At 59.2% G+C, this 12,062-nt stretch carries 8 protein-coding genes and 1 pseudogene; 5 read left to right on the plus strand and 4 right to left on the minus strand.

Going from position 1 to position 12,062, the window contains the following annotated elements; genetic code table 11:
• Nucleotides 1-22 precede the first annotated feature (22 nt).
• Nucleotides 23-1,204 carry a hypothetical protein gene (locus AC1D10_RS33970; RefSeq protein ID WP_477279469.1) on the plus strand — a complete coding sequence of 394 codons (1,182 nt, stop codon included), beginning with the start codon at nt 23-25 and terminating at the stop codon, nt 1,202-1,204.
• Nucleotides 1,205-1,470: 266 nt separating this feature from the next.
• Here AC1D10_RS33970 and AC1D10_RS33975 read toward each other — a convergent pair whose 3' ends face one another.
• Both AC1D10_RS33975 and AC1D10_RS33980 read right to left on the minus strand, forming a co-directional pair.
• Complete coding sequence (locus AC1D10_RS33975) at nt 1,471-2,442, minus strand: hypothetical protein (protein ID WP_477279471.1); 972 nt, start codon at nt 2,440-2,442, stop codon at nt 1,471-1,473.
• A 128-nt stretch (nt 2,443-2,570) separates the two neighbouring features.
• A complete protein-coding gene (locus AC1D10_RS33980) occupies nt 2,571-3,182 on the minus strand; it encodes a class I SAM-dependent methyltransferase (RefSeq protein ID WP_477279473.1) in 612 nt (203 codons plus the stop codon).
• Nucleotides 3,183-3,185: 3 nt separating this feature from the next.
• Here AC1D10_RS33980 and AC1D10_RS33985 point away from each other — a divergent pair, with 3 nt between their 5' ends.
• Nucleotides 3,186-3,329, plus strand: coding sequence for a hypothetical protein (locus AC1D10_RS33985; protein ID WP_477279475.1), 144 nt, complete (start codon nt 3,186-3,188; stop codon nt 3,327-3,329).
• 219 nt (nt 3,330-3,548) lie between these two features.
• Here AC1D10_RS33985 and AC1D10_RS33990 read toward each other — a convergent pair whose 3' ends face one another.
• Together AC1D10_RS33990 and AC1D10_RS33995 are read right to left on the minus strand one after the other, a co-directional pair.
• Nucleotides 3,549-5,498, minus strand: coding sequence for an FkbM family methyltransferase (locus tag AC1D10_RS33990; protein WP_477279477.1), 1,950 nt, complete (start codon nt 5,496-5,498; stop codon nt 3,549-3,551).
• A 174-nt stretch (nt 5,499-5,672) separates the two neighbouring features.
• A complete protein-coding gene (locus AC1D10_RS33995) occupies nt 5,673-8,477 on the minus strand; it encodes a glycosyltransferase family 25 protein (protein ID WP_477279479.1) in 2,805 nt (934 codons plus the stop codon).
• Nucleotides 8,478-9,588: 1,111 nt separating this feature from the next.
• Here AC1D10_RS33995 and AC1D10_RS34000 point away from each other — a divergent pair.
• The 3 genes and pseudogenes from AC1D10_RS34000 to AC1D10_RS34010 all read left to right on the plus strand — a co-directional run.
• Complete coding sequence (locus AC1D10_RS34000; protein ID WP_477279481.1) at nt 9,589-9,903, plus strand: hypothetical protein; 315 nt, start codon at nt 9,589-9,591, stop codon at nt 9,901-9,903.
• Nucleotides 9,904-9,994: 91 nt separating this feature from the next.
• Nucleotides 9,995-10,444 (plus strand): annotated as a pseudogene (locus AC1D10_RS34005) (DUF4347 domain-containing protein); the annotation flags it as partial.
• Nucleotides 10,445-10,819: 375 nt separating this feature from the next.
• Nucleotides 10,820-12,062 (plus strand): hypothetical protein (locus tag AC1D10_RS34010; RefSeq protein ID WP_477279495.1); only part of this gene is annotated, 1,243 nt, incomplete at its 3' end.

Consider the following 12,062-nt stretch of genomic DNA (forward strand, 5'->3'; position numbering starts at 1 on the left):
GTATCAAGACTGAGGATATTCCATGCAACAACTGTCCATGTGGACCTACCCCTGGGATATCCAGGATTTGGGCCTGGAGGCGGTCGAGCGCGATCTTGTCGAGCGCGTCGGGCTCAACATGATCAGTCTCGCGACCTCATACCACGCCGGCCGATTCCTGCAGCCGCGCAGCCCGCGCCGCAAGGCCTATTTCCCGGAGGACGGGACGATCTATTTCAAGCCGACGCTATCGCGTTGGGCCGGGCTCGCTATCCAGCCGAAGCTAGCTGATGTGATCACCGAAGGCGGCGACGTGCTTGGCGATCTCGTCCGCAGGCGCGAGGCTGGCGGGCTCGGCGTTTCCTGCTGGACCGTCTGCCTGCACAACACCCGCCTCGGCATGCTTCATCCGGAGGCCGTCACCCGCAACGCCTTCGGCGATGCCAACTACTATAATTTGTGCCCATCGCATCCGGATGCGCGCGCCTATGTCCGCGCGCTGGTTGCCGATATCTCGTACAGCTACAGGCCGGACAGGATCGAACTCGAAAGCCCGTCCTTCATGGGCTTCGCCCATGAATACCATCACGAGAAGGACGGCGTCGGGCTGACGCCCGAAGACGATTTTCTGCTGTCGCTGTGCTTCTGCCCGTCCTGCCTGGCTCGCACGGCCAGCTCGGGAGTTGATGGCGAGCCCGCGCGCAAGCTCGTCAGACAATGGATTGCAGAAACTTGCGAGCGCGCCGTGCCCGAGCGACGCTTTCCCGATTTCCCGGCCAGTGGCCTTGACGCCTTTGCACCATGGCCGGAGCTTCATGCCTATCTCAAGTGGCGATTCGAGCCGGTGACCAGCCTGGTCGCCGAACTGCGCGAGGCGGCCGACCCGAGGACATCTGTCGTCATCATCGATCTGAAAGACGGTTGGCTTGGCGGCTGTGATCTCGCAGCGCTTGGCAAGGTCTGCGACGGGGCGATCTTGTGTGCCTACGACATGCAGGCCGGCGGCGTCGCCAGCCTGATGGCGGCCGGCCGCGACGCGCTTGGGGCTGAGAAATTCCTCGGTGCCGGCTACCGGCTGTTCTATCCGGAAATGGCCGGTCCCGACATCCTTGCGGCCAAGGTGAAGCCGGCGCTGTCGTCCGGTGTCGATGGCATAAATTTCTACAACTACGGCCTCATACCCGCCGCGCGGCTCGACTGGATCGCCGCGGCCCGGCGGCGTTGAGCCCAGCACCAACGATCCTCGACGACGAGGTGTCTGGCATAGTCGTGGAAATAGGTGCCGAGGTCACCTCGCTGAATGTTGGCGATCGGAACTCGCCCAGCGAAACAAAGCTGATGAGATCAACACCACGTTGAGCGCACCGACGGTCCAGAGATCGCGCTTCCAGCTAAGCTTTGGAAGGTTCCTCAGACCATTGCAGGCTGGTTCAATGTCGAAGCCGGGCCCATGCGGGCGTGCTAGTCAGCCTGATCCGTGTGCTGCGCTCTTCACTTGGCTGGTTGCGGAACGTGTAACAGGTCGCGCAAGCGCTGCGGCAGTTGCGGTGAGGCTTGCAATTCGGCACAGCTCTTTTCCCATAGCCCGAGATACTCGTCGATCGGCAGACCGGTGCGGCCGGGCCAGCGGTTGAGTGCTCCCAGCGCCTCGACGCAGTCCGGCGCGCGGTCGTATTCGGCGAGGATGGTCAGCGACATCGCCTGAGCGAATGGATTGAGCGCGGGCGTCTCGATCTCGCCGCGATGGTCGCCGAACCACGCCGCGGCGTCGCGCGTGAGTCCCTGACTGTCGGCGAGCGCGGTATAGCCTCGGATGATATTCTCGCGATACTTGGCAATGGCATCGCCGAAAGCGTTGTCGCCGGCGAACGGCGGGTTCGCCTTCCAGTCCTTCGCCAGGCGTCCGAGGCCACGCAGCGAGAATGCTTCAACCATCGCTTCCTCGAGCCACTGGCAGGGCGGCGCCGGCTTGGCATCCGGCTGCCAGCTGTTGGCAAACACATGGCCGAGTTCGTGGCCGAACTGGTAGGAGAGCTTCGACCAGTCGCGCTCACCGATATCGACAATGATCCAGGCCATGCTGCTGCCGTCCGGATGCAGCCAGACGGCCGGCGTGCCGGAAGTGTGCTGGTCGACACGCAGCTGCGTCGGCTGGCGGTCGGAGAGCAGGCGGACGCCGTCAAGGCATGCATGCCGCATCCGCTCGACGACCTGATCAGCCGCGCCCTCGAGCATGCTGCCCCAGTCGCCGGCAAGCTCGATGGGCGCGGTGAAGAGGGTTGGCGATGGGCGGGCCTTGGCAGATTTGGGAGACATGGCAGCGTAGCCTTTCCGCGAGTGACTCAACAGACTAGCCAAGCCAGTGGTCAACGAGACGGCAGCCAGCATGCCAAACTGTCGCCTGTTCGTCAGCTGATGCGCCTTGGTCCAAACATACATATCGAGGTACGGCCGGAGCGTCATCGGGAACTTTCTCCTGGGGCGTAGCGCAACCCCACAACCATCGAACAACGCTCAAGGTGGTGTGTGAGTTGCCATGTTGCCTTCGCAGCGGCGACGAGCATTTGAATTGGTAATGGCATTGGGTTTTCTCATGCGCCGATTTGCGTCATGTCCCACAGGCACATCGCCTTCGATGCGTAGTGTTCCTCTGGCATGACCAGGAGTGGCAGCGGTAACGAGAATGGCGGTTGCTGCAAGTTGAGAAATCCGAATCCGCCTGTTTCCGACGCAATGTCCTGTGCCGAGGTCGAATGGCTTGAGGTGAACAGCCAGCGCGCGCCGCACTTCTTGAAGTTGCGCAGCGCGCGCCAGATATCGGGCTCGGTCAGATGCTGCAGACAGTCGCGTGAAAAAATGAGGTCGACGTTCGGCAGTGGTTCGGCAGCCAGATCGAGCACCCGGAATTCGCGATCCGCGTATCGCATGCGATTCGTTTCGATCACGTCCGGAACGATATCGCAACCGATGTAGTGCGTTTTGCCCAAGTCGACGAAGCGCATCCAGTTGAAGTCGCCGCAGGGCGCGTCGAGCATGGACTTCACATCCAGTGCGCGCAAAAGCATCGGCAATACGGTTCGCACGCGATGTGTCGTCGCGTACGCTGAACCGAGTCCGGAGCGCGATTCCGCGGAGCCCCACTCGTTGCTTTGGTAAATGCGCGCGAAGGCTTCGCGGGAATCATCGGGCGTGCTTTGCGTCATCTAATGCACCTCATCGACGCCGGCGACGTGCTCAATCTCGATGCCAGCCGCATTGATTGGAAGACGGAAAAGTCGTCAAGCACGCTTACTGCTGCAATAGGGCACTATGCGACAAATTACAACGAATTCAACGTCGGCGAGCGTTGATACGGGCCGGTGTCATCGGCGTGGAACTCGTTTTCCAACCACCTGACTAGGTCAATCCAGCAGGCGTAAAATAACAAGCGGATGAACCCGCAAGCCATGTTACAAAATCTCGTCGCCTGACCGTCTGTTCCTATTGCTTCGCCGACGATATCAGATCGGTTTCCATCTGTGGCGCTGCCGGTGAAACTAGCACAAGGGCCGCGGCGGCCAACTGTCTTGCTAAGTGTGACCGCTGGCCGGAAACATCCGGTTCGATGTCGCTATCGACCTCTCAAGGGCTTCAGCAGACTCCTCAAGCATTGGTAGGAATGGATAGAACCAAAGTGTGTGGTCAGGCCTGGGCGTCCAGTTCGGAAAGTCGAATTCAGTGGGATATACGGTCGTCGACGGCGCGCGCTCGATCAGGTCAGATCTCACATACGACAGCTCCATCACGGGCGCGACTACGTGCCCATCGACAATTCTCAGAGGCTCATTATTGTTTGAATGCACATGAAATAATGTGAACTCACTGTTGATTTTCGATAGTGCCGCCACGAAACCAGCTCGATAAGTCGGATCACTCAGTCTGCCCAACCAGTGAAGTTCCATGGTAATTTGCCGGAATTGCCGAAGGATCGCGTTCGGCATTGCCGAAAACACCTCGAACTCAGCACCTTCGATATCGATCTTCAGAAGTAGATCAGGCCGCCCCTCATGACCGAGCCTGTTGAGCTGATATGCTAACGTGTACAAGGATGCCGCTTCGTTGTTATCTGCTGCCAACCCTTGCTTGTAGAAATGGAAGTTCGGGTGCTCAAGAGGAGGTCCGTCAACGGTATGGTCGAACATGAAGATATCCTTTCCCATGTTCGCCATTTCAAGATCAAATGAAACCTGGTTTCCGATGCCGAAGCTGTAGACAATTTCTATTGGATCCAAGTCATCGAGAATTACATATCCTCCATCACTTTTGCATCCGACCCTCGTCTTGAGGAATGGTTCTACATCGTATGGCTTGAGCAGGCCCAAGGCCTGAAAAATCTCTTGTGAGCGAGGAGGCTCCGAGAGCGAAAAACTTTCGTGGCCGAGGCAATGGGGTCTGGAGAGAGTTATGCGCCCATCAAGCTCGGCGCAAAGGAACGTGTTGCCAACATGAAAACCAACCCAAACCCAGTGCATCGGGAAGATTTCCAAGCTGGTGGGCGCCGACGTCTTGGACTCCTTGGAGACCAGCGAGCAATCTGACTGAAAAGCAATTGGAAGGCGGTGATCTTCACCACCGAATATCATCTGCCCCTGCTTGCCATCGGTCAGAAATCTGACATTTGTAGAATTACTGTCGATCGGGCCATGACGCAGCTCACCTGTGTCGACTTCCACGTACAGCACCGTGTTGTGAGCCGTATATATCCAAGGCAGTGTTTCGAACTGCTCCTTGGTGATGATATCCAATGTAGTATTGGGCTGAGACTTGGTGAATCCAGGTGACCTCAAGACGCTCAGTACGCGCTTATACCGCTCCATATTTCCCCCGCCTTGCAAATGGAGCGCATCCCTCTCTGAGGAGTGAGGAAGCGAACCCGTGGGGTAAAAAGGTTCAGTTTCGGAAGGCGAATTCCATATGAAAATAGGAAGCTGGCGAGACGAAAAATAGAGAGATAGAACCACATCGTCGCTTTGCCGGCAGTCCACGTCTTTCGAGCTCGCCTGTAGGTATTCTAAGAAGTCGTCTCCGATGCACGCTGGAGGATACAGAACTGTACCAAATCCCTCGAACATTGATACTTGAGTTTGCCCGAATTTGAAAGTGATACTGCCATCTGTGTTAAAGTCGCCGCCGTGCCTCGCAAGTATGCGATGCTCCGAAGCACGATGTCCACGGCATAACATTTCCAGCTGATTTGCAGGATACGCAAAGTCGTCGTCTACCGACCATAGATACGTTTCATTGTCGTCCTGGTGTCGTAGCAGTGTGGGGGCAATCTTTGTGATCGGACCGTAGTCGTCCGTTCGAAAAATCTTTACCCGTTCCATTTCCGTGAGCCATGTCGGCAGAGTGTATGGTTCATTCGTACGCACACATACATATGGAACATTCAATTCTATATGCTCCACCGGAATGGTCTGGCCGAGCACGCTTTCAAGTGCAGGACCAATTCGATCAATTCGCGAGGGAATGGTGGTCATTGAAGCGATTATTCGCATGGCCTGTCCTATCTGTACCGATCGAAACCCGGCTGCCCTGGCTGATATCGCAAACACTGCCAGGGTTGAAGCTGATCGATTTGATACCCTCCGTAGCGTTCAAACGCATTTAATGAGAACGGCACAAAGGTTTCCCCGCGGATGCGGGGCAGAGTCTTAGTCGGGTCGCAAGCCGTCTGCAGCCAGCCGATGTGAATCTTGCTCGTCATCCTGGATGACCAGTGGCGGCATACAAACGAACGCTTTCATGGAGTCATACGCCGCGGACATTGCGCAATCGATGCCCTCATCCTCTAGGACTACTCCAGTCTCAGGAAACGTAATAAGCCTCTTTCGTAGGGGCAGGCATTGTTCAAGAAGTGCTTGAGCGCCCCTTGGAGTTACTGAATAGGCCATCGCACCAAAGGAATGGGTCAGCCGTATAAGAGATCTCGAATAGTCGTCGGATTGAAATTGAGCAGGGATTTGTTTGTGTTGTCGGTCGTAGAACTCCAGCTTGGCTTTGGAAAAATCGAAATTCAACCACAGGAACAGAGGATCAAAATTGAATCCCCACTTTACCATATCCCAGTTCTCTGGAGCGATGGACAGAATGCGGGTCGACTCCTCAAGAAAGTTGAACGACGAGTAGACGTCGTCCTCGAAAATGGTAATTGGGCGCTTCTCGGCTACCGCTAGCTTCCACAAATTGATGTGGGATAGAGCACATCCCAATGCGTCTGGCAGATACTCGCAATCCTCGGCGATCACTCCATCGTCTACCAAGGCTTTTAAGGCAGACCTATCGAGGGATGCTCCATCGACGGCCGATACACGAATTGTATTGGCAGCCAGATGAGGATTCCTATCTTGATATTTGCGCCAGCGCTCAACGCTGCTGTCCAAGTTTATGAGGTGAATTTGCGGCGGCTCGACGGGTCGAACTGGCATCGGCCCGGAGCCAGAGGGCGTGGCGGCAGTGAATGCGGGGGTATCGCCCGCACCGCGCAACAGCGCTCGAGCGCGCTCGATCCCGTCACTCACATGATATTGGCCGTCGCCGAAGGTGATGTAGCCATAGACTTGTCGGTTATCCATATACTGCACGATGCCGGCCTTCCTGGCGCTGTCGGCAAAGATGACGTACTCGAACCGCGATGTGGCGTCCTCGTATGTCAGTTCGATGAGCACGTCGGCGCGGACAAGATAGGTGCAGTGGACGAGCGGCATCTCGATAATGCCGCGCACATGGCGGTTGAGCACCCAGCCATATTGATCGCACGGCATATAATAGCCGTTCGCATCGATCTCGGCGTGGTAGTTCGAATAGTATTGGCCGGGCGAGATGGAGCGAAGCAGGGGAGCGACGACTGGCAAGTCGAGCGCCACAAGTTCGCGCAGCGTGGCCGGCCGCACGAAATTGTCGACGTCGACAACGAAATAGAAATCGCAGCCGTGCTCGAGAGTTTTCCGCAAACTAATGTTGCGGATTCGGCCGAGCACCCTGAAGCGCGTCTCGTTCCATTCGTGCTCGCCGAACTGCTCGACCCGATCGGCTACGTCCGAGGTGTCGATTTCGACCGCCGCATAGAGGTGGCCGACACGCTCTAGCCATTCGCGCAATATGTGCTCGGTCCTGTCGGTGTTGTTGTTTGTCCTGATGTAGAGGACGATCGACGCCTTCGGATAGTCGAGCGCCTCGATGCACTCGAGGTAAAGCGGCAGTGCCGGCTCCTTTTGCTTTGCCAGGATTGCCACCAGGATGCGTGGCGTGCCCTTCATGCGCGACCGCAACGAACGCCGCCGGACAAGCTTGTGCTGATCGATCAGGCTCTCGGTCCCGAACGCCCCGAGTTTCGGCGGTTCATGGACCGGAAGCTTGTCGGTGGCGAAACGCGCGTTGGCCACCACACGCTTCACCATTTCCGCCGGCAATTTTTCGCTGGCGAGCAATTTCAGACAGGCATCGAGCGATTCCCGATAAGCGCCTGTCCAGTAGGCATTGACGGCAAACTCGTCGAGCAGTCCGTAGTCGTAGACCCAGGGCTGTATGAAAAGTCCGGCGGGTTGGGCAAGGTCGAGCCCTCGACGCGCAAATTCCGTTCCGTCCGCATTCCGGCCCTGGTTGCGACAATAGAGGCTCGCGGCGTGAAGAGCCTCCGCGCGGGTGGGAACGATCTGCGCCGCACGCTCAAAGACGGCAACGACCTCGTCGAATGGCCGTCCCAGCGCTGCCATGAGGTTGCCCGCCTCGAGCAGGCTGACATAGACTTCCTCGTTCCAAAAACCCAGCTCGGCACGCTTCAGGTAGTTCGCCAGCGATTTTTCGCGTTCACCGGAATCCCTGTAGCTCTGCGCCAGATAGAAGGTGTATCGCGAAACCAGGAAGGGGTCGGTCTCCGTGGCAAGCACATTTTCAAGAACGGCCGCGTCGTCTTGGTACTTTCGCGGATTCTGGCTGCGTGCGCCGCCACGCCCCGTCGCCACGTGAAAACCCTTGGCGGTCTCGCGTGTGAGATGGCCGGGAGGGGCCTCGAGATATTCGTGCAGCACGCCCTTGAAGGAGAACGGCAGCCGGTTGCGGCAGATCTGCGGGCGGTAGAACGAAATGCCACCGTGGGACACCTCGACGTCGTATAGATCGTGTTCCATCCGCGACTTGAACGCGACCGGATCGAAATCGGCGTCCTGGACCACGACGTCGTCCGCGTCGATGATCATGGCGTAGTCGACCGTCTCGACTTCACGCAGCCGCTCAAGCGCAAAGGTCCGGTTGTACGCGAAGTCCCGCCAGGGCTCGTCGATGACTGCGCCGTTGACATTGTGCGTGGTCAGGAAGTTGCGGATGAGATCCTGCGTGCCGTCCTCGGAACCCGTGTCGATGACGAGCACATAGTCAACGATAGGAAGCGCGCTGGCGAGGCATTGCAGGATGACCTTTGCCTCGTTCTTGACGATCATGCACAGGCCGATGGTGCTCATGTTAATCCCTTGGCGGAGCGGCGTTCGTTGCGCGCCTTTATCCAGCCCTTATACCTCATGCACATCACCCCGCCGCCTTGGCCATTTGCATGAGCTCTGTTGCCAGGATCGATCGTCCCTTCCCAGTCACGCGCTATCTCTGCTCAATCCATTGTTAGCCAGCGCTTTCCGTCACAGCAAGGTCTCGCAGTTGCCCTGGACCAGGGGTCTGCGAACGAACGTTCCCGTCGGCTCAATCGCTGACGCACAGAATCCGCCGCGACATCGAGGGTTCCACGCGAACCAAAGGGGCGCCTTAAGCCTCGGATTTTTCGATGCGTTTGGCCCATGCGCGCCATTTCGATGTCGACCGAAAACTAGTTGCTTGTGTCCACAATTAACAAATTGTTAACTTGGTTATTTACAACTTGCTAATTTTAGATTTTACTAATGCCTTGTGCTGGGAGGGTAGCCGTGGACCGGGCAGGAGGCCTGTCGGTCTGCGCAGTCTGCTGAGCCAGGAGAGTGTCTGGAGCTAGTCACGTCGTGCGTGAGGGTGCACGGAGTGTTTGGTGGCGTGCTGGAGAAGACGTCGTACTGCCTTGAATTCAAGGCCGGCGTTTTCCCAACCTGATGTTCCCTCGCAAGTAGCTCGCAAGTAGTCGGTTCCCTCGCAAGTAGTCGTCGATAAATCGAGACATGCGTTGCGGGAGTTGGCTGTGGTTGGTGTGATACCAAGTCTGAAACGATGCGGCCGCGACGCAGGCTTCCGCTTCGATCAACCCCTCAATTATCCGCAGCTGGCTGGCAGCAATGATTGCCCAGCGGTAGATCGGTATCCCCCGGTGCGCTTTGGGTTACCGGGCGCCTGCGGTTTGTACGCTCATCTCAGCCAGGACAAGTGGCGCGCCGTTCGATCGAGCGGCGCGAAGAGGCCGTCAACCCTCGCGCGCCCGTCTCGCCGTACTGCCCGTCATACGCCGGCGCGCGCGGGGCCGATAGCAGCCGCGACCGGCCTCGGCGAGTGCGTGCGCTCGGTTGCGATTGAAACCAGCGTGCAATTGAAACCAGCGATTGAACCTAAGGGTACGAAACAAGCAGCGGCACGGCGGCCGCGATCAGGGAGAAGATGATGAGCTTCACAGCAGGTTTTGCGGTCATGGAAGTCACCGTTCGGGGCGTTTTGCCGATCGGCGACACGATCGAAAATGTAAATTATTTCATTCTGGACACGGCCAGGAGCGCGATCGTCGGTCAGGTCGTCCTTCCCAGAGCCGTCAAGCGAAGCCTCGCTGTCGCTCTCACGGTCAAGGTGCCAAGCACCGCCGGCTCACTTGCCATTGGGACGTTTGGTGATGGCGGGAATTTTGAGGTCGCCAGTTTCCTTCGCGTTGAAACCCCAACCGTAGAACGTCCCGACGGCGCCGTCGGGTCGTCCGGACGATGACGGCCCCCAAGCTCCTTATCCGCAGCGCTCGCCGGCCAGGCCGGTGGGCGGTTTCCCCGTGAATTGAATTCGAAGCCAACAGGAGCCAGTCATGGCCCGCGCCTCTGAAATTCTTTTTGTCGACCCTTCAGTTTCCGACCTCCAGACTGTTCTCGGCAATTTGCGACCCGAGGTTCGAGCGATTGTGCTCGACGGCCGCCGGCCTGCGGCTCAGCAGCTCGCTGCCGCGCTCGCAGGGCACACAGGGCTTGATGCGGTGCACGTCATCGCACATGGCGCGCCTGGGCGGGTCAGCTTCACTGCAGGGGAGTGGTCATCAGCCACACTGAAGGCAGAGGCCGAGGAACTTGCCGCAATCGGCCGGGCGCTTGCCGCGGACGGCGAACTACGGCTGTGGAGCTGCGAAACGGCATCGGGGAATGCTGGCGAGACCTTCGTGGCGGCGCTGGAAGGGGCCATCGGTGCGGACGTCTGCGCATCGAGATCGCTGGTTGGCGCAGCCGCCCTGGGCGGCGCATGGGAACTGTCCGCACGCGTGAACGCGTCCACGCCCCTGCCGCCGCTGACCCGGGATGGGGTGGCAAATTACACCGGGGTGCTTGTAGTAGGTAATCTGACACTCACTGGCACGATAACTGGCCCTGGCAACAGCAGTAACGTCAACACGTACTATCTGGTTGATACATCGCTTACTCCTGATACGGTTGTTGGAAGTTTTCAGCTTCCATCAGCAACAAACGGACTGGTTTTTGCTTTTCAAGTAACTATTACGATCCCTATCGTCGGTGACAATTATACGATTTACGACGCCAACTTTGGCGTGATGGGCACGCTTGTTCCCACTGGTCCTAATACTTATCAATTCACGGGCGGTGCTGCCAATCCCGGTGGCAACAATAACTTCAATGGGGGCAGTTTGACTGTCACGAGTCAAACAGGCGCGACAGGAGCCACAGGCTCGACCGGAACCACAGGCGCGACGGGCGCCACCGGAACGGGTACGACGGGCGCGACCGGCGCCACCGGCGCGACAGGCGCGACAGGAGCCACAGGCTCGACCGGAACCACAGGCGCGACGGGCGCCACCGGAACGGGTACGACAGGCGCCACGGGCGCGACCGGAGCCACCGGCGCGACAGGTGCGACCGGCGCCACAGGCGCGACTGGCTCCACGGGTACAACTGGCTCTACGGGTACGACTGGTTCCACGGGTACGACTGGTTCGACTGGCGCCACAGGTGCGACTGGCTCGACTGGTGATACTGGCGCAACTGGTGCGACGGGCGGTACCGGCACGACTGGCGCGACGGGCGGTACCGGCACGACTGGCGCGACGGGCGATACCGGCGCCACAGGTGCAACGGGTGGTACCGGCGCGACTGGCGTAACTGGTGCGACTGGCGATACTGGCGCCACAGGTGCAACGGGCGATACCGGCGCGACCGGCAATACCGGTGCGACTGGTGATACGGGCGCGACCGGCGCAACGGGTTCTACCGGCGCGACCGGCAATACTGGTGCGACTGGTGGTACCGGCGAGACTGGCGGCACGGGTTCTACCGGTGCGACAGGCTTGACTGGTGCGACCGGTGAAACCGGCGGTACCGGTGCGACTGGCTCTACCGGCGCGACTGGTGGTACCGGCGCGACTGGCGAGACCGGAGCGACAGGCCAGACTGGTGCGACAGGCTCGACTGGTGCGACTGGTGAAACCGGCGCGACTGGTGGTACCGGCGCAACTGGCGAGACTGGTGCGACCGGCCAGACCGGAGCGACAGGCCAGACCGGAGCAACAGGTGGTACCGGAGCGACCGGCGAGACTGGTGCGACCGGCCAGACCGGAGCGACAGGCCAGACTGGTGCGACCGGCCAGACCGGAGCGACAGGTGAGACTGGTGCGACTGGCCAGACTGGTGCGACCGGCCAGACCGGAGCAACCGGCCAGACCGGAGCGACAGGCCAGACTGGTGCGACCGGCTCGACCGGAGCGACAGGTGAGACCGGAGCGACCGGCCAGACTGGAGCGACCGGCCAGACCGGAGCGACAGGCCAGACTGGTGCGACCGGAGCGACAGGTGAGACCGGAGCGACCGGCCAGACCGGAGCAACCGGCCAGACTGGTGCGACCGGCCAGACCGGAGCGACAGGCCAGACTGGTG

This window comes from Mesorhizobium sp. P2_A8, from assembly GCF_056404935.1.